Here is a 21,007-nt window from a genome sequence, read left to right as displayed (position 1 = left end):
AAGGAATGCGGGTCACACAAGGGATGTTAACGAATAATATGCTTCGACATTTAAGTGATAGTTATAAAAGAATGGATAAAACACAGGAACAACTTTCAACTGGGAAAAAAATTAGTCGTCCTTCAGACGATCCAGTTGTGGCTATGAAGGGGATGTCCTATCGTTCAAGTCTGACAGAAGTAGAACAGTTCAAACGCAACCTTTCAGAGGCATATAGCTGGACGGAGAGCGCTGACAGCTCTTTGGATGAAGCGACTAATGTTATGCAGCGGATTCGCGAACTTACGGTGCAGGCAAGCAATGGAACCTATGAAGAGTCGCAGATGCAGGCGATTGGCAAGGAAATAACTCAATTAAAAGACCATTTGGCTTCTATTGCCAACACCAAGGTGTCTGGCAAGTATATTTTTAACGGAAATGATACGACCCGCGCGCCTGTTGATCTGGCAACTGGTAAAGTTTCTACTAATACGAATGATGTAAAGCTGGAATTATCCCAAGGAATTGAAGTGGCTGTTAATATCAAACCGCAAAATGTATTTACAAAAGATTTGTTCGGTGATATTCAAGATCTGGAAACGGCTTTGAGTTCAGGTTCTTCCATCAATGGTTTTCTGGATAAATTGGATAGCCATATCAACAATATCGTAAGTGAGCGGGCTGATCTTGGCGCGAGATACAACAGGATTGAACTGATTGATGACCGAGTAAGCAACCAGGAAGTCATTGCTAACAGAATTCTTTCTGATAATGAAGACGCTGATATGGAACGAGTGATTACAGACTTGAAAATGCAGGAGAGTGTTCAAAGGGCAGCATTAAGTGCCGGAGCTAGAATCATTCAGCCATCATTAATGGATTTTCTGCGATAATAAATGGAGCTATCAATTAAGATAGCTCTTTTGTTTAGGAGGGAAAAAAATTGAACATTCCTCAGCTGAAAATGGAATCTGTGAGAGGGCAGCTGTCCTTGTCCATTACCCAGCCTGTTCAGGAAATTGAACAGCCCGCAGCTGAATTATCCATCGAACAGTGGCCTGCAGAGCTTGACATAGAACGGACTCCAGGTAAGCTGACGATTGATCAGTCGCAGGCACGGGCTGACATGGATTTAAAATCCATCTCCAGAAGGATTGAAGAATTTGCCCAGAAGGGGTATTCCGATTGGCTGGAAGGAATGGCCAGGCTTTCACAGCAAGGTGACGAACTGATGAGGATTGAAAATGGAGGGAATGCCATTGCATCCCAGGCGAAGGAAAACGGTGAATCACCGATGCTGGAATTCAATATCGCATTTATTCCTTCAGCCAACAGTGTGAAAACGAACTATGAACCAGGCAAGGTGGATCTCAATTGGAAGGTTAGTCATCCGAAAATTGAGGTAAAGGTGAATAAACCAATCCATATCTACACACCGGGAATTGTTCATGGAGGTATGAAACAGTGGCCTTCTCTTACTATCAGCGTGACAGGTCTTGAGTTAGACGAAAAAAAGTAAAGTGGTGAATAACTTGAAAATAGAAAGCAAGTTTCATGGACTGCTGGAGATTCAGCAGGAAGATATTATTACATTTGAAAATGGAATACCTGGTTTTGAAGAAGAGAAAAAATTTATTATAATGCCTTTTGAGGACACTCCCTTTAATATTTTGCAGTCTGTAATTACAAACGAGCTCGCTTTTATTACAACTGATCCTTTTCTCTTTTTTAAAGATTATGAGTTTACACTATCGGAGAATGTAATTGAAGCTCTTAAGGTAGAGCAGCGTGAAGATCTCTTCCTATTGGCCATTATTACCCTCCAAGACTCGATTGAATCCTCAACAGCCAACCTGCAGGCACCGGTGATTATTAATAAAAAAACAAATACGGGCAAACAAGTTGTCCTTCATGATGAAAACTATACTACGAAGCATTCCCTTGGAATTGCCGTGTCTCAGGAGGGATAAGATGCTGGTACTCACAAGAAAAATTAAGGAAGCCATTCAAATAGGGGAAGATATTGAGATTACTGTTCTTGCAGTAGAAGGAGATCAGGTAAAGCTAGGGATTAATGCACCCAAGAATGTGGATATCCACCGCAAGGAAGTTTATTTGACGATTAAGAGTGAAAACAGCGCAGCCGCCAATACATCTGCCGCTCTTATAGAAAGACTCAAAAGTTTTTGAAATAATATTACAAAAACTATTAAATATTTTGTTAAAGAGACGATATAAGGTATGAGCAAACGAGAAAGATGTTTGACGGCCGCAATCGTCTTTTTTGTTTGAAAACAAAAAAACCATCCACAAGGATGTGGGCGGGTTATTTCAAGGAGGAAAAATAATGAGAATCAATCACAATATTGCAGCATTAAACACGCACCGTCAATTGAACAGTGCAACTAACGCACAATCTAAATCAATGGAAAAGTTGTCTTCTGGTCTTAGGATTAACCGTGCCGGAGACGATGCAGCAGGTCTAGCAATCTCTGAAAAAATGCGTGGACAAATCCGTGGTCTTGATCAAGCTTCTCGAAATGCACAAGATGCTATTTCAATGATTCAAACTGGAGAAGGAGCGTTGAACGAAACTCACGCAATTCTTCAGCGTATGCGTGAACTTGCTGTTCAATCTTCAAATGATACAAATACTACAGCAGATGACAGAGCCCAAATCCAGAAGGAAAACGCTGATTTAATTGCAGAAATTGGACGTATTGCAACTGATACAGAATTTAATACTCAGAAATTATTAGATGGTTCTGGCGGTGCTACAGGTAAATTTACATTCCAAATTGGAGCAAACAAAGATCAAAAGTTAGATGTTACTTTTGCTAAAATGGATGCTGCAAGTCTTGGAGTTGATGCTGTTAAACTTGATACTGATGCGGCAACTTCATCTACTGCCATTAAAACAATTGATACTGCCATCCAAAAAGTTTCAGATGAGCGTGCACAATTAGGTGCTAAGCAAAATCGCTTAGAACATACTATTAATAACTTGAATACATCTTCTGAAAACCTAACTGCTGCCGAGTCTCGTATTCGTGATGTGGACATGGCAAAAGAAATGATGGAGCAAACAAAAATTCTATTCTTTCTCAAGCAGCACAAGCAATGCTGGCTCAAGCTAACCAACAGCCACAAGGTGTACTTCAATTACTTCGTTAATAAAAATAGGAAAGTAATATTATTATAGAGAGTCTTGGGATTTCTTCAAGGCTCTTCTATTTTTTATAAGGTGGTTACTGTTACATGGAACGAAATATTTTAATGCCAACATATATGAAAGAATTTTCTTGTATAGGTCCGAACTGTGAAGATACTTGTTGTAGCGGATGGACAATCCTTATAGATAAAAAAACATATAAAAATTATAAAAATATAAAAAATAAAGACTTTAGCAGTGAAATGAGAGAGAAAATAAAAAAAAATAAAAAAGCATTGTCAGATAATGCTTATGCATATATCCAATTAAATAATGAAGGAAATTGCGGATTTCTAGATGAAGACAAATTATGTACAATTCATAGCAGATTAGGTGAAAGCTCTTTATGTAATACATGTGCTATATATCCAAGGGTAACAAACCAAGTGAATAATCTTCTTGAAAGAGCAGGGACAACATCGTGTCCTGAAATTGCTAAATTAGCTCTAAAACAAAAAGACGGCATTGACTTTGAGGTTGTACCAATTACTTCAGACAACAGAACTCTTCAAGGAGAGATTGACAGTACGCAATTTAAAAATACAACTTTAGAATTTCATTATTGGAATATAAGGTCGTTAATTATTGAAATTTTACAATATAGAGAATGTGACATTTGGAAAAGAATACTGTTAATCGGAATGTTTTTGAAAAAAGTTCAAGAAAACAATTCTTTGGACAGTAATTATATAAATGATCTAATAAAAATGTATCAGAATAACCTTCGTAGTACTGGTTTAAATAACTTATTTGACGAAATACCGGAAAAAATAGAATTACAATATAAATTATTAAAATTGATATCTGATTCACGCTTACAAGCAAAAATCAATCACATAGGATTTACAAAATTTTATGAGGAATTTTTAGATGGTTTACAATTAAAGTTAGATAAAAACGATGAAAAATTGAAAGAAATCTATAAATTATCAATTGATAAATACTATAAGCTAACAATTAGTAATTTTTCATATATTATTGAAAACTATCTAGTTAATTATGTTTTTAAATCATTGTTCCCCTTAAACGAAACTGATAACTATATGAAAGAATTCTCCATTTTAGTTATACAGTATTCACTGATAAAACTTTACTTAACAGGTGTGTCAGCAAACCGCCAAGGAAAAATAGATGAAGAATCTGTAATTCACTTTATACAGTGTTTCTCTAGAACTATTGAACATAATAAAAGCTTTTTACAAAAAGTTTATGATTTCTTAGAATTAAATAATTTTAATAATTTAGCTTCGTTATCTATTATGCTTAGAGGATAGAAGTACCGATATTTAATGTTGAACATTGAGAATGAAATCTTATTCGTTAAAATATATAAGCAATTCTTTTAGGATTATAAAGTTACTAAAAAATGATTATTATGATAATTTTATCACACTTAATTAATGACAATTCCTATAAATTTGAATTATTACAACCGATAGAACTAATATAAAAACTTTTATTCGGGAGAGATTTATTTGGGAATGAATTCAATAAGTTCAAGTTCTACAATAAATATGTTGCCTAAACAAAATAACTTCTATAATGAGACAATGCAAGATAAAACTTACTCCCATGAAGTAAATTCTAATAGACAAGAAAAACAACAATTAAGTAAAATGATCAACGGTGTAAACGAACTATTAATACCAACTCATACATCCTCCAAGTTTGTCCTTCATGAGAAACTGAATGACTACTATGTTCAGGTTATTGATGATAAAACAAAGGAAGTTTTACGAGAAATCCCATCAAAAAAGTTTTTGGATATGTATGCGTCGATGCTGGATTATGTGGGATTATTTCTTGATAAAAAGATTTAACGAGAGGATGATGTGAATGACTACACGCATTAGTGGGCTGGCCAGTGGTATGGACATAGACTCCATGGTTAAGGATTTAATGAAGGCACAGCGTATCCCGTTAGACAAGTTGACCCAGAAAAAACAGCTTTTGGAGTGGCAACGCGATGACTATCGAGATATGAATAAGCTATTAAAAGATTTTGATCAGCTAATCTTTGATGGAGTAGGAAGACAGAGTACCTTTTTAAAGAAAACCGTAACAAGTACAAATGATTCTGTAGTTACCGCAACCTCAAATGGTTCCTCTGGTAATATCAGCACAACGATTGAAAAAATAACGTTAGCTACATCAAGGACCTGGATTGGACAACCTGTTTTAACGGGATCGAATCCTATGCAAGCCGATACAAAGCTATCATCCTTAGGAACTTTACCATCAGATAATAAACTTAAATTTAAATTAACAAAGCCTGGTACATCGGATTTTGTAAAAGATGGAACAACTGATAAAATTTTTGAAATTACAATTGACCCGACTACAGAAACCATCGATTCGCTTACCCAAAAACTCTCAAATTCAGATCTCGGAGTAAGTGCATTTTATGACAGCCGCACAGGACAAATAGTTATTACAAATAAAGAGACCGGTGCTGGTTCTAAAATTACTTTTGCGGATACAAATACACAAAATCTATATGAAAATTTGGGTTTTACTTCAAATGTAAATAATGAATTAACTAGCACTAATAACAACTTAGGAACCGACGCAACATTCACTCTAAACGGATTAAGCATGTCACGTTCTTCTAACTCTTTTACGATCTCAGGTGTGACATATACCCTAAAGTCCAACACAACAAGCCCGGTTACCATTTCAGCATCAACTGACTCACAGGGCATTTTTGATTCTATCATAAAGTTTGTTGATCAGTACAATACAACTATAGGAAAAATCAATGATAAAGTTTCAGAAGAACGTTATCGCAAGTATGATCCTCTTACAGATGAACAAAGAAAGGACCTTTCGGATAAAGAAGCTGAGCTTTGGGATGCCAAGGCAAAGAGCGGAATGCTGCGGGGAGATACTATTTTATCGAGTGGTCTTAACCAACTGCGAAGTGATATGTATGCGAGTGTTAATACCGGCAAAGCGGACTATGACCAGTTAGCGAAAATCGGTATTCAAACATCTAGCAGCTACCTTGATAAAGGAAAGTTAACCATTACAGATGAAAACAAGCTTAAAGATGCTATCGCAAAAGATCCCGAAGCAGTAAAGAAGCTTTTCACAAATTCGGGGACTACAAGTGAGACAAAAGGAATTGCCTACCGTCTTCGTGATTCCATTGATTCTATCATGGGTAAAGTGGAAGCTAAAGCAGGAAACTCGTCTCGTGGGAACAATCAGTTTGCTATCGGAAAGCAGCTCATTGACATGGATACACGGATCACGAATTTCAATACAAGGTTGACGCAAGTAGAAGATCGCTATTACCGTCAATTCACTGCCATGGAACAAGCCATCTCACGTTCCAATCAGCAAAGTGTTTACTTGTCCCAGCAGTTTGGCGGCGAACAATAACGAAGCAACAAAACCTAAGGGAGTGACATGATGTCTTTACCAAACCCGTACCAGTCGTACCAGAATAACTCGGTTCAAACGGCATCGCCCGGTGAACTGACTTTGATGCTATATAATGGCTGTTTGAAGTTTATTACTCAGGCTAAGCAGGCCATTCATAATAAAAACCTTCAAGAGAAAAACACCAACTGTCTGAAGGCCCAGAAGATCATCCAGGAGCTTATGGTGACATTGAATATGGATGCTCCGGTTTCACAGACGTTGATGCCGATGTACGATTACTTAAACCGTCTTCTAATTGATGCGAACGTGCAAGGGAGCATCGAGATCTTAGATGAGGTGGAGAGTTTTGTGACGGAATTCCGTGATACGTGGAAGGAAGTCATCCAGATCAACCGCCGTCAGCAGTATGGGCAGGGAGGACGAGTATAAGATGGGAGCGGTCAGCGTTTTACTTGAGATCACACATAACTTGCACGGTCACGTGACGAGCGGTCTTCCGAAAGAAGAGCGCGAACCCTACATTGAGCGGTTGAATGAGCTGCTGGATCAGCGGGAATCGCTGCTGAGCGAAATTCCTGTTACTTTTACTGATGAAGAGAAGAGAATGGGGCTCGCTATCCTACAGCTGAACGAAGTGGTTCAGCCACTGCTCGACCGTCAGCTCGCTGAAATTAAACATGACATTACATTGATGAATCAAAAGAAAACCCACTCCGCACAGTACGCTAATCCGTATGCATCGGTTTTGGGTGACGGTATGTTTTTTGATAAGAAGAATTAAGAACTCTGGCCTATGTGAGCCGGAGTTTTTTTCTTTGCCATAAAAAAAAGCAACGGCCGCTAAGCCGTTGCTCTCTTTTTCTGCTATTATTCTAGTTCACCGCGCTCTCTACAAGCTTCGCATAGGCGGAAGCGCCTCTTGGCTTGAGATGGACACCGTCATTATAAAAGTACGAGGTTTGTCCATTGCTTGCCTGGTTCCAGTTCACAAGCTTCGTGTGAGGATGTGAAGAAGCCACTTCCGCGAGCGTCCGGTTCACTTGCTTTTCCCACGAACGGGGAACCTGGCTGTTGATCAGTACGATTTCTTTGTCTTTACCAACTTTATCGAGCACGTTTACGAGCTGGTCTTTTGAGAAAGGACCGTTCGTTCCAAGTCCTATGACGACTGTGTGTCCCAGGCTTCCGTTTGCCTTCATGTGATCGATGACATCTGAAGCATCCTTCAGCTGGCGGCCGATCTTGGCGTCAACCGTTGCCTTAGGGAATTTTTCTTTGATATAAGGTGCCACGTTCACCATGACCGAGTCACCGATCACTGAGATTCGTTCGTCCACCGGTTTAGGCGGCGGGACTGGTGACGGTTTCGAGTCTGGCTTTTGGTCTGGCTTCGGTTTTGGCTTCTCTTCCGGTTTTGGTTGTTCATGCTTCGGTTTCTCTTTCGGTTTTACAGGCTCAGGATGCATGATGGCCTGCTCGGCTTTCTTTTTCTGTCCGGCTTCAAGCTTGTGAAGCTGCGGGATGACAACCGTGAAAAAGATGACGACGATTACTGCTGCTGAGCAGCCAAGGATCGACTTTTGCACGAGTGTCGCACGTTTCCAGGAATGTGCCGTCATGTTCAGTTTCGCTCTCCATCGTTTCAATGCTCCTTGACGGATAGGCTCCTCAATAAAGTGCCAGGACAGCGTGGCCAGAATAAGGATTAATGCAAACTGAGCGATTCTGAGCCATGCGGATGGATGGGCATTTTCCTGTGCCGGGTTGGTGAGAACAATGACCGGAAAGTGCCAAAGGTAAATTCCGTACGACCGGACACCAATCCAGCGAAGCGGCTTCCATCCCATGGCCATGCCGAGCCGGCTGGACGGATGGGCAAGCGCCGCCACGACAAATAAGGTGAAAATCGACAGAATGACCATACCGCCGCGATATAAGAAACTATCAAATTGGCTGGTGAATCCGATTAAGAGCAAAATCCCAAAGAGACTGAGCGTTCCAACGATATCGAGTGCTTTTCGCTGTTCCTTCGGCAGACGAGTGGACAGCTTTCGGCTTGGCCAAATGATCGCAAGTCCGGCTCCGATCAGCAGGGAAAAAGCTCTCGTGTCTGTTCCGTAATATACCCGGCTCGGATCTACTCCCGGTGTGTAAATCATAGCCATCGCAATGGCGGAAAGGATGGCTGCAACGAGTATGCTCCCGAGAATCAATCTATTATTTTTTATGTAGCGAAGGCCGAGTAACAGCACGAGCGGCCAGATGAGATAGAACTGTTCCTCCACCGCCAGTGACCATAAATGGTTGAGCGGAGAGGGAGGACCGAACTGTGCGAAATAGGACACTTTGTGAAAAATGAGCCACCAGTTGCTTACGTACATAAGGACAGATAGAACATTGCCCCAGAGGTCCAGTAAAAACGATCGTTCAAAAAGAAGGACCCAAAGAATGACAAGAGCCAGCATGGACAGTAAAGCCGGCAGGAGTCTGCGTGCCCGTCTGATCCAGAACTGTTTAAAGTCGATTTTTCCGGTTCGATGGTATTCCGCTATGATTAAATCTGTGATCAGGTAGCCGGATAGAACGAAAAAGATGCCCACGCCCAATAATCCGCCAGGTGCCCATCCAAGATTTAAGTGATAAGCGATGACGGCGAGAACAGCGAACGCCCGCAGCCCGTCAATCCCTGGCATATACCGCTTGTTTTTCTGGGTAGGTTCAGGCATCCAACTCCCCCCTTACCCTGATATTTTTCTTCTTATTATATAGTAACGTTGCCGCCTCATAACCCGCAGTGAATTCTTGCTGCTGGCAGCATGCGATGTAAAACATGATCGTTCTCCCTTCGCATAAAGCAGATCTTTTTATCTCCCATAATAGTTTAGTGGTTTTCAAGGGTATTGGAAACAAAACAATTCTACTATTTTCGACAAAATTTTATGTTAAAAAATCCCTGCTGACAGGGGAATTTAGCCTAGAGTCTACTATAGTGCAATTGGATTTGCCGAATCAAGGAATAAATGGCTAATGAGGCGAGAATAGGAAATATGTCGCAGTGGAATGGGGATAAAAGGCTGAGTAATTACCTGATTTTAGTAAAAGTGGCTAGTGCCTCTGCCCGTGTGCCTTCTTTACAATAGGAGGAGAGAGAATAAGCAGGCGGTGATCGGATGTTTTTTGACAAGCAAAAATACAGGATGCAGGCGGAAATGCTGGATTGGTATTCCGGCAAGGTATCGGAATCAATGCATAAGCTGGATAGCCTCGGACGTGACCGCGTACACGTACTGACCAAAGCACAAGACTGGGAAAGTAAAAGCAAAGCGAGCTACAAGCAGATCATGTCCGAAGCGGCAAGCACTCATTTTTCTTCAGCCAGTACGGGAGAACAGTTGAAAGATGCATTGAAAAGAGAAGCTGCGCGGCTCAGGGAAAAAGCAAACGAGATTGAGAGGCAGGAAAAGCTGGATGAGTCAAATAAGCGTTAAGCCGGATGAACTGGAAGCGCTGGCCTCGGATATCGGTAAACTGGAGAGCTAGTGCAGTGAGATTAAAGGTGCGTTAAAATGGGATTATCTCGCTCTCCATGCGACCTGGGAATGTGATAACGGTGAATAGGAACCAATTATTAGAGGCTTGTGACGAGCTAAATATTAAGATAAAAATTAATCCCGATAACATCTTACAAAATAAAAGGAGACTATGAGGCCTACAGTCAAATTGAAAATATAAATGGTAATTGGGAGTATTCAGTCATTAATTTTGAAAGGCGGACACCTCCGGAGAAAACTAATGTAAAAGTTTTTTCGGATGAAGAGTCTGCGATTACACATTTTTTTATAAATGTTTTAAAAGAAGTGTATTTCTACGAGGTATTTCCTCCTAATAATCCAGCACATAATGTAAAAAGTACTCAAGAATTAAAAGATCTTTTTGATGATATAGGGATTAAGGAAAGGCTATACAGTTTTAGAGATGTTGAACCTCAGCAAATATATGGTGAGATGGACAAAAATCAAACCTTAATAATTAGTTATATTAACGAAAATAAGCAGAAGCAATTTACTACTATGCCTTTGCCGCTTGAAAGAGGATTTTTTGTTATGTATAGACTTACTCATTTCTTGCATATTTTAAAGATGGTCGAAGAGAAACTAAAAGAAGACAACATATTAAATACTAGTTTTAATGATCAGGATATTGAAACTTTTATTAAATAATTTTTCGAACGCCTATTAAAGATTTACTTTATTAGGCGTTTTATATTTGTTTAAACAGAAAGGATTACTTAAATGGGTTGTTTAGGTTCAACGGGAAGGTACGAGAATTATAAACGTTAGAATCCAAGCTTTAGAAGCTGTGCTTCTAAAGCTCATTTTTTGTAGAAATGTCTGCAATAGGCACCCTTTTATTTCCAAAAGTGATGTATAATGTGGTTGATACATAGAATGAATAAATGTTCATCTGTTGGTTTTTAGCAATAACGATGCAAAAGCGGGGTGTCGCATGAAGGGTCCAGAATTGATTAAGGACTTGTTTGACCTAAAGGAAAAGGGATATTTAAAATACGAAGATTACTTAAGAGTGGTTGAAGGAATCAACCGCTATGAAAAGGACCAGAGAAGGATTGCGGAAGGGAAGGAACCTCATATACAGGCAACATCCGAACCGGAGCGCTCGGAGGAACCGCAACAGATTGAGAGGGAACAGCCGATCATCACCAGCACGGTGCCAGCGGCTCAGCCTGTACCGAAGCCAAGGCCTGTACCTCCACCAGCTCCCAAGCCGGCGCTGACCGCAGAACAAAAGCGGGAGCGGAACTTGACGCTGCTCATGACAGCGGGTGTGGTGCTTCTTCTGCTTGGCGGGCTTACCCTCGCAACGAGCAACTGGGACGTATTCAGTTCTCTGGCGAAAACCTTGCTTGTCGGTGGGATCGCCGCTCTATTCGGAGGGCTCGGTGCTTTGTCACAGCGGGTGCTTCACATCACGAAGACAGCCTTTGCGTTCTTTGTGCTGTTTGCACTATTCGTGCCGATCACCATTCTGTCGGCAGGATATTTTGAGCTGTTCGGCAGCTGGCTGAGTTTTTCGGGGGACGGTAAGTATGTGCTGGGGGCGGTAACCAGTCTGATCTGTCTGCCGATCTATTGGATGTTCACGAAGTCGTTTTCATCCAAATTGTTCGCCTGGTTTACGCTGATTGCTTCAGCTATCGGCTATGCGTTTATTCTTTTGGCGTTCGGCATTGAGAAGAACGCGTTCTATTTTGCATATGCCCTCGGAAATGCGGGTTATATCTATCTTTTTCATGTACGAAAAGCGAAGGAGGCAGACATTTCTCAAAAGGTCTTGCCCATCTTTATTCAAAGCAATCTGATCTTATCCACGTTATTCATTATCATTTCGTTTGAACAGCCGCTTTCTCAGAGCTTTAACCTGATATTGACCGCTGTTCTGTATTTGGCGATGAGAATGGTCAACAAACGGGTGGAGTATGAGCTCTTGTTTATGGCTTTTGTTTCGTATGGCCTCTATCAGCTCGTTGAACAAGCGGCTGGTGCCGGCCTGAGCCTTGTCCTCATTCCAATCGTGCCAGTGGTGCTTCTCGCTGTTGCCCGCTATTCGAAGGGCAATTTGAAAAAGTACTACCAGATCGCCAACGGGGCTGTCTCTGCTCTTGCGTTTTTACTTGTTACAGGAAAAGGGCTGATGCTTTCAAGCGGCGAAGGAAGCGTGTGGATGCTTCTGGGGTATCTCGTGATTGCCGGTAACTTTGTTTACTTAAGCTATAACACGGCTTTCCGCCTCTTTACGTATCTTGCTCCTTTTTACATTTTCAGCGCTGCGCTGGAGGTGTATCATCTCACCAGTCCATCCAGCATAAAGTATTGGCCGCTTGCTATCGGAATATCCGGGCTGGTTGCGTATGTAATCGGCCAGTTCATCCGGCCGATCCGTCGTTCCAGCCTTTATGTTGGCGGAGCGTTCCTGATGGGTGGTTTCGGATTGACGCTGTTGATTCCTGAGTATTGGCAGACCGTTGTTCTCGCCCTTCTGCTGACAGGACTGGGGGCCAGACATTATTTGACCGAGCAGGGCATCTCCCAAAAAGTATTTGGTGCAGGTGTCTCGGTCTTCCTGTTCTTTGCGGGCTTTTCAATGGGAATGGCGCTTATTCCTGACCCGGATCGTGCGCTCGCGATTGGAATGGGAACAATACTTCTGGCTGCACTGTATTATTGGAAAAAAACAGACCGCATTCTCGGTCAATACGCATTGATCGGTGCAATGTTCGTTTCTCTTATCAGTTTTCTTGCCTCCTTTGACACGGAAGCCGACTGGATCCGTCTCGTCTGCAGTTTGCTGTTTAGTTTTATGATGTTCGTAGGGACGCGGTATTTTAAACAAAGTGTCGGTTATGGAGTGGTGCAGGCAGGATTGTTCTTTGTTTTTTATGCGCTGCTTCACTTGACGGCAGATCCGCTGAGCGAACGGCTCACACTGATCACGATTGCCGCTCTCCTTTTTGTTTCCTATGAAGTGTTAAAGCGGGTGGAACGCCAAAGCCATCTGCCTGCGCTGGTTGTCGGCCAAGCGGCTCTGCTGTACGCGGTATTCTATAACTTTATTACTTCAGGTGAAACGCTGCCGTATCTCTTGCTGACGGTTTTGTATGGGTTATATGTATGGCGTTCGGTGTTTGAAGCGGAGAGAAAATACAGTCTGTACGCTGGACTGACCGTTTTATCCGCGGCATTCGGTTTCATGGTCAACGAATGGTTTCCTAACGAGAACCGTCTCGTCTACAGCCTGTTGCTGCTGGCTGCTTATTTTGTTCTTTCAGAAGCCTGGAAGGAACGGCTTAGATGGTATATCGTTCCGTTCTCCATTCTGGTGATGGCCGAATACCTGGCTGATTCTTATTACAGCGGGGACGTAATCTCTCTTTGGTTCTATATCGGTGTCATCTTTGTGTTCATGGCGTTTTTCCATTCTCTTAAAGGATATTGGAGAACGGCTGCGGTCTTCCCGCTGATTTTTTTCGGGCTCGGGATGGCCGATTTGATGGATATTTACAGTCTTTCTTCTCCACTCCGTGCGGTCGTGTGGTATTCGATTGGTATTCTGTTTACCTCAATCGGAATGTTTTTATATGAAAAGCTGTATCATCACGAGAATGAGGAAAAAGTTGATTTTTATGGAATAGCGGGGCTGGTCTATGTATGGACCGGCTGCATGCAGGCTGTGGAATGGGTATTTATCACAGGATTCACCCTGATTGCGTTATTGCTGTATCAGCATTCAAGACGGATCAATGAGGTTCCCATCGCACAAAAAGTGCTTCAAACGCTGTCGCTGCTCGTTGGTCTGTTAACCTACTATACGATCATCGACATGATTGATTTCCCTGAGTATCTCATGACAGAGCTGTATGTCTTGCCTTGGATCCTGGTCAGTTATCTGCTGACGCGAAAGACGTGGAATTTGAGCGAAAAGGTGATCATGTATGTTCAATACAGCTTGATCGGCGTCATCTCATTGATTCTTATGATTGATGCAATGTACAGCTATAAAATTATCGATGCGATTATTCTCGGTACACTGGCTGTTATCGCTATCCTCTATGGCTTTGTTTCCAAACAAAAAAGCTACTTTTTTAGCGGTTTGATCGTGCTGCTGGTCAATGTACTCGTGCAGACCCGGCCATACTGGGGCAACATGCCGTGGTGGGTGTACCTGTTGATCGCAGGAATCCTGCTGATCGGGTTTGCCGGCTATAATGAATTTAAAAAACAGAAGGGCATTGAGTCTCCATCGCTGAAAGAGCAGTTCCTCCGAAAATGGGGCACGTGGTTCGGGGCCTGGAAGTAAAATAGCGAAAGGACAGTTCCTCTTATAGGAGCTGTCTTTTTGGTTCATTTCATCACAAACTACATTTTAACAGTAAAGGAAAAGAAATTTTTGGAACACAAAATCATTAAGGCTTTGGTTTTTGTGTGTTTCTAGGCCTTTTGGGCGGACTAATCGCTATTATCAACTTTTAAAAAACTTATAATTATCATATAATAGTAGATGATTTAGTATTTAAATAATTGTAATACATTATGATATGGTTATAACTGGGACAGAAAAAGTGTGTGACTGGATCGCACCTTAGCTTGGTGTGAAGCCTGCATCTATTCTGCAAATTTTAGGCGAAAAGGTTGGTAAAAATGAGCAGCAGAGAAACTAACACTGACGTCATTTTAATTGGCGCCGGAATCATGAGTGCGACTTTAGGGACAATCTTGAAAGAATTAGTACCGGAATGGGAAATTAAAGTGTTTGAGAAGCTCGAAAACGCAGGAGAGGAAAGCTCTAACGAATGGAATAATGCCGGAACGGGGCATGCGGCACTGTGCGAGCTTAACTACACGGTCGAAAAACCGGATGGGTCTGTAGATATTAGTAAAGCTATAAAAATTAATGAACAGTTTCAAGTTTCAATGCAGTTCTGGTCTTATCTTGTAAACAGCAAGCTAATACGTAATCCAGAGAATTTTATCATGCCATTGCCTCATATGAGTATGGTGCAAGGGGAAGAAAATGTTACGTTTTTAAAGAAACGTTTTGAAGCGCTGTCAAACAATCCGTTATTTCAAGGGATGGAATTTTCCGATGTTCCGGAAAAACTGTTGGAATGGATTCCGCTTATCATGGAAGGCCGTACATTGAATGAACCGATAGCAGCTACCAAAATTGACTCTGGAACAGATGTCAACTTTGGTGCGTTGACGCGCATGTTGTTTGACCACTTAAAGACTAAAAACGTCGATATCAAATACAAACATAGTGTTGATAATATTAAACATACTAGCGATGGCTCCTGGGAATTGAAAGTGAAGAATCTCGATAGCGGCAGCGTAGAACGCCATACGGCAAAATTCGTCTTTATCGGAGGCGGGGGTGGAAGCCTGCATTTACTGCAAAAATCCGGTATTCCTGAAAGTAAACATATTGGTGGATTCCCAGTAAGCGGAATCTTTATGGTGTGTAATAATCCGGAGGTTATAGCGCAGCATCATGCAAAAGTATACGGCAAAGCTAAGGTTGGTGCTCCGCCAATGTCTGTCCCGCATCTGGACACAAGATATATCGACGATAAAAAATCGTTGCTATTTGGACCATTTGCCGGCTTCTCACCAAAGTTCTTAAAAACGGGTTCAATGTTCGATTTAGTAACTTCCGTTAAACCGAATAATGTATTAACGATGCTGGCGGCAGGCGCAAAAGAGATGTCATTGACAAAATACCTGATCCAGCAAGTTATGTTATCGAAAGAACAGCGCATGGAAGAGCTGCGTGAGTTTATCCCTAACGCTAAAGCAGAGGATTGGGATTTTGTGGTAGCGGGCCAACGTGTGCAAGTTATTAAAGATACAGAGGCAGGCGGTAAAGGAACCCTTCAATTTGGCACGGAAGTGATTACGGCCGCTGATGGCTCGATCGCAGCATTACTAGGCGCTTCTCCGGGTGCTTCGACTGCCGTTCACGTTATGCTTGAGGTTATCAAAAAATGCTTCCCGCAGCATATGAAAGAGTGGGAACCGAAAATCAAAGAAATGATTCCTTCTTATGGTTTGTCACTAATGGAAAACCCAGAGCTTCTGCATGAAATTCATACTTCAACAGCAGAGACGCTTGGTCTAAGCGAAAAAGAGCCGGTCTTTAGTTAATTCTTTAGATGTAGAAACCATTAATGGACAAGCGTTTCTATGATGAAGAGATTGAAAAGACAATGATTGAATAAAACAGAGATAAAATAAAAAATTAAAAAAAAGAACCTTTGATCTATCTTTGGATTGAAGGTTCTTTTTTTAAATTCGCATCAACTAACGGGCTGCAATAGTTGAAGAAAGGCATCTAATTGGATGTCTTTTTATTATGGCCTCAAGAGCCTTTTATTACGTTCAATTGTTTGTATAAAAGGGAAGGGGTTGATAGAATGAACCTAAAAATTCCAGTCAGGAGGAACAGCAATGGATCTTACGGGAAACACCATTTTGATAACAGGCGGGGCTTCAGGGATCGGACTTGCTTTTGCTGAACGTTTTATAAAAGAAGGAAACAAGGTCATTGCAGTTGGCCGGCGCGAGGAAAAGCTGGCAGAAGCAAAAGAGAGGTTCCCAGAGCTGCATACAAAAGTGTGTGATGTTTCCAAAGAGGAAGAACGCATTGAACTGGTTGAGTGGGCAGTCAATGAATTTCCGGATCTCAATCTATTGGTGAATAATGCCGGAATTCAGCAGCGAGTAAATTTGCAAAACGCCACCCATGACTGGAGTTATTATCAAAAGGAGTTGGCGATCAATATTGAAGGCCCCATCCATTTGTCCATGCTGTTCATTCCTCACCTGAAGAAACAAAAAGGGCAGCCATCATGAACGTAACATCAGGATTGGCGATACAGCCTGGGGTCTGGGTTCCGATTTATAGTGCAACAAAAGCTGCGATGCATTCCTTTACGTTAACACTAAGACATCAGCTTGCAGACACGAGTATCGAAGTTGTGGAAGTGATTCCTCCTGCTGTAAATACCGACTTGGGAGGCGTCGGTTTGCATACATTCGGTGCTCCGTTGGATGATTTCGCGGATACTATTTTTGAGGGATTGAAAAAGGAGCTATTGGAGGTTGGTTACGGCGGGACAGAAGAGCGTCTTAGCGCTCCGAGGGAGGAAATTCAACAAGGAATCAAGATGGCGTGGCAAAACTTTCAGAAGAACAATCCGGATTTTATGAAGTGATTTTAATCCCCTTTCATTTGGAAAGGGGATTTTGTTGTTACAGAGTTTTGGCAGATAGAGAGAAATAATGATCAGTTTTGGGGTGAATAACTCCATTTTGTGCTCTTTATCTGGCCTCAAAATGAGACTCTTCAATCCTGACGATACTGATCTCTTCATGTTGCTCTTTTATTTTTTTTGCCAGGCTTTCTACACCAAATATCTCGGTAAACGTATGGCTTCCGGCAATAAGATTGATTCCTGCAAACTGGGCATATTGGATACTGTATAACGTAGCTTCACCTGTTATGTACGTATCACATCCGGCATCCACTGCCTTTTTGATAGTGTTGGAGGAATGGCCCGCTCCCGTCACCATACCGATCCGTTTCACTGGCCGGTCATGATGCTTCCAGGCACGAAGGTTTTCGTTTAAGGTTTGGGTTGTTTTTTCAGTCAGGACTTCAAAGGATTGCGGTTCAGCCAATTCGCCGATCCCTGGAATGTCGCCCTCATCATAGATGGAGAGTTGAATGATATTGTTGACTTCAAGTTCGTTCATCAGCGATGTGCACGTTCCAAATTCCACATAATCAAGTGGTCCGTGAATATAGAAGTGGCTCATGTTGTACTCTTTTAACTTTTCCATGCAGACATCCCGCAAGCCGTAGAGGAAATCCCACGCATCATGATGCGTCAGCAGCAGGTCAATGTTTTGAGCGGCTGCAAGCTCTATGGCTTCCAGGGAAAGATTTGTGCAGTAGCCAACTCTGTTAATCTCGTTCTTTACACAGCTCGTGAAACCATAATCATCATGAAACTCACTGAGAAGCTCTTCAGGAAAAAGTGATTTAATCGTATCTTCAAATCGATCCAGGTTCATAAGTGGAACTCCTTTTGATTTTATAGGTGCCAGGCACCGCAATTACACAAGTATGTAAAAGCGGTGCCTGGCACCCGTTTTTTAAATGAATGAGCTCTCGACGCTGTTGGCTTCACAGTAGCATTCGCTTGAGCGCTTGTACTGTTTCTTCCGGTAATAATAATCGCCCAGCTGCTCATAGCACATCCGGATATACATGAATTCATCCTTCTGCTTGAAGATGGGAAGGGCGGTCTCTTCAAGAAAGATCTTATAGTCTTCTTCGTTACGTCTTTTTTGCACTTGAAATTGCAGGATCTTCAGCAGGCAGTAGGTTTCATTCAGTTCGCCTTTTAATAGCACTAGCCCTTTTTCAATCCAGCGGGTGGCATCTTCAATCTCGTTCAGCTGAAAAAGGTTGCTGGCGAGAAGGTAGATCGTAAGCTCTCCGCCTTGCAGATCTTTGCGCACATTAAGAGATTTTAAGAAATAATCGATCGCTTCCCACGGCTTCTTTTGCTTATGATAGACAATCCCAATATTATGATAGATATGTATCTTTAAATGGCCGATGTCCGGCAGGGATTCGATGCCTTTCAGCGCCTTTTTAAAATAAGAGAGGGCAGTTGCGTGTTCGTTGATCCGGTTGTAGTTGATGCCCAACAGGATGTAGCAATCGACCACTTTAAAAAATAAGATGTTTTTGTTGAACTCTTCCATCGCCCTCTCGGAGTGAAAGATGGAAAGTGTAATCTTACCCAACCGGCTGTAGATGAGTGCAAGCTGGTAATGGTACTCCGGCTCATTTACATATTCGCTTGCTTTTAAATACAGCTCCAGCGCTTTTTGAAAGTGTCCATTTAAGTATTCATTCAATCCTGAAAAGTAAAAGTAGTATCCTTCAATCTCTTTTGGCATATAGGTCATGTATTTTTCGGCAAAAGCCAGCTGCTCTTCGGCTTTGTTAAATTCCCTAATAAGCAAAAAATGCCGGGTAGCGGCCAGGTGAAACATCGTTAAAAGTTCTATGTCGGTGATGCCTTTAATCTTCTTCTCGATCGTTGCGTAATGGTCAGCGGAAGCCGGTCGATTTCTTGCTTTTATATCTTCATACCAATTGAAAATCATCTTCTTGATGCCATTGCTTGAGGAGGATTGCAGCAGCTCATCGTATTCAATATTCAGCCTTTTGCAAAGCAAAATTAGAATTTCCCGAGAAGGGACGATGCTGTTGTTCTCGACTTTACTAAGGTAGGGAACTGAACATATGCCAGAAGTGAGTTCTTTTTGGGTAAGTTTATTTTTTTCTCTAAAATACTTGATTTTCTCCCCTCTAATCATGATCCACCTCTTTAATCCATTCTAGTTTTTTCTATCATATCATATAAAAAAACTGATTTTTCCTATTATATACATAATTTTGCCGATTTCTATCCTAATTTGTCTGTAAATGGCAAGGAGGTTTGATTTCAAAGGAGATAAGTCGAATTTCCTAGGAAATAATCTGTCGAAACCTGTTCTATATTTCCTGTTTTTAAAGGTAAAAAAGGGACTTTACCTATCAAAGAAGAAGTTAGGCATAAGCATATTAATTAAGGAGTTGAGAGTTTTGAAAAAGCGTATTGGAATTGTGGGAAGCGGAACGACCGGATTGCAGCTGGCTTATGCTTTAAAGGATGATTTTGAAGTGACCATTGTTTCTCATCGTTCACCAGAACAGCTGCGCAGCGGGCGGATCATGTCCACGCAGGTTCATTTCAGTCCAACACGAGCCCGCGAGGAACGATTTCATATGCCGAAGTGGGAAAGCGATTCAATGATTGAAAGTATTCATATCACGGTAGGTGACCAAAAGTTGTTTGCGGGTATGCTTGAAAAACCGGCATTATCCGTCGATCAGCGTCTGGCATACTCTCGTTATGCAGAAGAATTAGAGAGAGCTGGTGTGTCCTTTCAGCAGAAAAAGGTCATAAAAGAGGAGATTGAAGCATTCAGTGACGAGTTTGATCTGGTCATTGATTGTACAGGGAAGAACGGTCCGCTTATTCCGTTTCCAGTCGAAAAAGAACTTACTCCATTTCAAACCCCGCAGCGAAAGTGTATCGTCGGGTATTTTAAAGGAGTGAAACCAACTTCTCCTCTAGGTGTCAGTGTGACGGTGATTCCGGAAATTGGGGAAATGTTCGAAATTCCTTCTGAAACGGAGTACGGTCCTGTTACCATCCTGTTCATCACGGCCGTTCCTGAAGGGCCGCTGGATATGTTTAAAGGCATCAAATCGCCTGAAGCATTCACGATAAAAATGAGAGAAGCCGTCGAAATGTTTTTTCCTGATATCCATGAACGAATTGTAGATATCGATTTCGCTCTATGTGATGAGAACGGCTTCTTACAGATCGCCATTACTCCAGAGGTACGCATACCTTATCTCAACGTGAACGACAAGCTGTTCCTGGGATGTGGAGACAGCGTAATTCTCAACGATCCGATTACCGGACAGGGAAGCAATCTCTCATCCTATTGCGCAGAACAGCTGTCTGACTTGCTGATTGAGCATAAGCATTCTGTTCGATGGGATGAAGAACTCGGCCGTTTATACTGGGAGCGTATAAAGCCCTTTGTCAAAGAGGTAACAGAGTGGACGAATGCCATGACACAACCGCTTCCAGGGCATGTCATTCAGATGCTGCTGAGTGCTGCAGAAGATCAGCAAAAAGCGGATGAGATCGCCCGCTGGTTCGAAAACCCATCCACCGCCCACCAGGCATTTCTCACGAAGGTTTAAGAGAGAGGGTGCCAG

17 protein-coding genes and 2 pseudogenes are annotated in these 21,007 nt (G+C 41.9%); 16 read left to right on the top strand and 3 right to left on the bottom strand.

The window, feature by feature from the left end; genetic code table 11:
• Positions 1-5 precede the first annotated feature (5 nt).
• The 10 genes and pseudogenes from flgL to fliT all read left to right on the top strand — a co-directional run bounded on the left by flgL (position 6) and on the right by fliT (position 7,358).
• A complete protein-coding gene (flgL, locus tag LCY76_RS19065; RefSeq protein WP_248253929.1) occupies positions 6-872 on the top strand; it encodes a flagellar hook-associated protein FlgL in 867 nt (288 codons plus the stop codon).
• Between the two features lie 50 nt (positions 873-922).
• Entirely contained in the window at positions 923-1,498 is a 576-nt protein-coding gene (locus LCY76_RS19060; protein WP_248253928.1) for a DUF6470 family protein, read from the top strand.
• 13 nt (positions 1,499-1,511) lie between these two features.
• Positions 1,512-1,949 (top strand): flagellar assembly protein FliW, encoded by a 438-nt coding sequence (gene fliW, locus LCY76_RS19055; RefSeq protein ID WP_248253927.1) that lies wholly within the window; start codon positions 1,512-1,514, stop codon positions 1,947-1,949.
• A gap of 1 nt (position 1,950) precedes the next feature.
• Positions 1,951-2,169 carry a carbon storage regulator CsrA gene (csrA, locus tag LCY76_RS19050; protein ID WP_248253926.1) on the top strand — a complete coding sequence of 73 codons (219 nt, stop codon included), beginning with the start codon at positions 1,951-1,953 and terminating at the stop codon, positions 2,167-2,169.
• Positions 2,170-2,326: 157 nt separating this feature from the next.
• Positions 2,327-3,153, top strand: a pseudogene (hag, locus tag LCY76_RS19045) (flagellin Hag).
• Between the two features lie 84 nt (positions 3,154-3,237).
• Positions 3,238-4,464 carry a flagellin lysine-N-methylase gene (fliB, locus tag LCY76_RS19040; RefSeq protein WP_248253925.1) on the top strand — a complete coding sequence of 409 codons (1,227 nt, stop codon included), beginning with the start codon at positions 3,238-3,240 and terminating at the stop codon, positions 4,462-4,464.
• Between the two features lie 207 nt (positions 4,465-4,671).
• The gene (gene flaG / locus LCY76_RS19035; RefSeq protein WP_248254724.1) at positions 4,672-5,010 is read left to right on the top strand and encodes a flagellar protein FlaG; all 339 of its coding nucleotides are present in this window, start codon (positions 4,672-4,674) and stop codon (positions 5,008-5,010) included.
• A 16-nt stretch (positions 5,011-5,026) separates the two neighbouring features.
• Positions 5,027-6,574 carry a flagellar hook-associated protein 2 gene (locus LCY76_RS19030; RefSeq protein ID WP_248253924.1) on the top strand — a complete coding sequence of 516 codons (1,548 nt, stop codon included), beginning with the start codon at positions 5,027-5,029 and terminating at the stop codon, positions 6,572-6,574.
• A gap of 30 nt (positions 6,575-6,604) precedes the next feature.
• Positions 6,605-7,006, top strand: coding sequence for a flagellar export chaperone FliS (gene fliS / locus LCY76_RS19025; protein ID WP_248253923.1), 402 nt, complete (start codon positions 6,605-6,607; stop codon positions 7,004-7,006).
• A gap of 1 nt (position 7,007) precedes the next feature.
• The gene (fliT, locus tag LCY76_RS19020) at positions 7,008-7,358 is read left to right on the top strand and encodes a flagellar protein FliT (protein WP_248253922.1); all 351 of its coding nucleotides are present in this window, start codon (positions 7,008-7,010) and stop codon (positions 7,356-7,358) included.
• Positions 7,359-7,449: 91 nt separating this feature from the next.
• Here the strand turns inward: fliT and LCY76_RS19015 are convergent, their stop codons facing one another.
• Entirely contained in the window at positions 7,450-9,303 is a 1,854-nt protein-coding gene (locus LCY76_RS19015; RefSeq protein WP_248253921.1) for an acyltransferase family protein, read from the bottom strand.
• A gap of 444 nt (positions 9,304-9,747) precedes the next feature.
• Between LCY76_RS19015 and LCY76_RS19010 the strand changes: the two genes are divergently transcribed.
• From LCY76_RS19010 to LCY76_RS18990, 5 genes and pseudogenes are all read left to right on the top strand, one after another.
• Positions 9,748-10,065, top strand: coding sequence for a hypothetical protein (locus LCY76_RS19010; RefSeq protein ID WP_248253920.1), 318 nt, complete (start codon positions 9,748-9,750; stop codon positions 10,063-10,065).
• Positions 10,066-10,434: 369 nt separating this feature from the next.
• The gene (locus tag LCY76_RS19005) at positions 10,435-10,797 is read left to right on the top strand and encodes a hypothetical protein (protein WP_248253919.1); all 363 of its coding nucleotides are present in this window, start codon (positions 10,435-10,437) and stop codon (positions 10,795-10,797) included.
• 286 nt (positions 10,798-11,083) lie between these two features.
• Entirely contained in the window at positions 11,084-14,452 is a 3,369-nt protein-coding gene (locus LCY76_RS19000; RefSeq protein ID WP_248253918.1) for a hypothetical protein, read from the top strand.
• 341 nt (positions 14,453-14,793) lie between these two features.
• A complete protein-coding gene (locus LCY76_RS18995) occupies positions 14,794-16,296 on the top strand; it encodes a malate:quinone oxidoreductase (protein WP_248253917.1) in 1,503 nt (500 codons plus the stop codon).
• Between the two features lie 303 nt (positions 16,297-16,599).
• Positions 16,600-17,366 (top strand): annotated as a pseudogene (locus LCY76_RS18990) (SDR family oxidoreductase).
• A 106-nt stretch (positions 17,367-17,472) separates the two neighbouring features.
• Here LCY76_RS18990 and LCY76_RS18985 read toward each other — a convergent pair.
• Together LCY76_RS18985 and LCY76_RS18980 are read right to left on the bottom strand one after the other, a co-directional pair.
• Positions 17,473-18,228, bottom strand: a complete 756-nt coding sequence (locus tag LCY76_RS18985; protein WP_248253916.1) for a Nif3-like dinuclear metal center hexameric protein — start codon at positions 18,226-18,228, stop codon at positions 17,473-17,475.
• 81 nt (positions 18,229-18,309) lie between these two features.
• Positions 18,310-19,548, bottom strand: coding sequence for a helix-turn-helix domain-containing protein (locus LCY76_RS18980; protein ID WP_248253915.1), 1,239 nt, complete (start codon positions 19,546-19,548; stop codon positions 18,310-18,312).
• Between the two features lie 268 nt (positions 19,549-19,816).
• On the opposite strand from LCY76_RS18980, the gene LCY76_RS18975 reads away from it, so the two are divergent.
• Entirely contained in the window at positions 19,817-20,992 is a 1,176-nt protein-coding gene (locus tag LCY76_RS18975; RefSeq protein ID WP_248253914.1) for a styrene monooxygenase/indole monooxygenase family protein, read from the top strand.
• Positions 20,993-21,007: the final 15 nt, after the last annotated feature.

This window comes from Fictibacillus marinisediminis (assembly GCF_023149135.1).
In the GTDB taxonomy this organism is placed as follows: Bacteria; Bacillota; Bacilli; order Bacillales; family Fictibacillaceae; genus Fictibacillus_C; species Fictibacillus_C marinisediminis.
This window is presented reverse-complemented; position numbering and strand designations above follow the sequence as displayed.

Bases quoted from the DNA above. Each gene is read 5' to 3' on its own strand.
- flgL (WP_248253929.1), top strand. From the start codon at position 6: ATGCGGGTCACACAAGGGATGTTAACGAATAATATGCTTCGACATTTA.
- csrA (WP_248253926.1), top strand. From the start codon at position 1,951: ATGCTGGTACTCACAAGAAAAATTAAGGAAGCCATTCAAATAGGGGAA.
- fliB (WP_248253925.1), top strand. From the start codon at position 3,238: ATGGAACGAAATATTTTAATGCCAACATATATGAAAGAATTTTCTTGT.
- flaG (WP_248254724.1), top strand. From the start codon at position 4,672: ATGAATTCAATAAGTTCAAGTTCTACAATAAATATGTTGCCTAAACAA.
- LCY76_RS19030 (WP_248253924.1), top strand. From the start codon at position 5,027: ATGACTACACGCATTAGTGGGCTGGCCAGTGGTATGGACATAGACTCC.
- fliS (WP_248253923.1), top strand. From the start codon at position 6,605: ATGTCTTTACCAAACCCGTACCAGTCGTACCAGAATAACTCGGTTCAA.
- fliT (WP_248253922.1), top strand. From the start codon at position 7,008: ATGGGAGCGGTCAGCGTTTTACTTGAGATCACACATAACTTGCACGGT.
- LCY76_RS19015 (WP_248253921.1), bottom strand. From the start codon at position 9,303: ATGCCTGAACCTACCCAGAAAAACAAGCGGTATATGCCAGGGATTGAC.
- LCY76_RS19010 (WP_248253920.1), top strand. From the start codon at position 9,748: ATGTTTTTTGACAAGCAAAAATACAGGATGCAGGCGGAAATGCTGGAT.
- LCY76_RS19000 (WP_248253918.1), top strand. From the start codon at position 11,084: ATGAAGGGTCCAGAATTGATTAAGGACTTGTTTGACCTAAAGGAAAAG.
- LCY76_RS18995 (WP_248253917.1), top strand. From the start codon at position 14,794: ATGAGCAGCAGAGAAACTAACACTGACGTCATTTTAATTGGCGCCGGA.
- LCY76_RS18985 (WP_248253916.1), bottom strand. From the start codon at position 18,228: ATGAACCTGGATCGATTTGAAGATACGATTAAATCACTTTTTCCTGAA.
- LCY76_RS18980 (WP_248253915.1), bottom strand. From the start codon at position 19,548: ATGATTAGAGGGGAGAAAATCAAGTATTTTAGAGAAAAAAATAAACTT.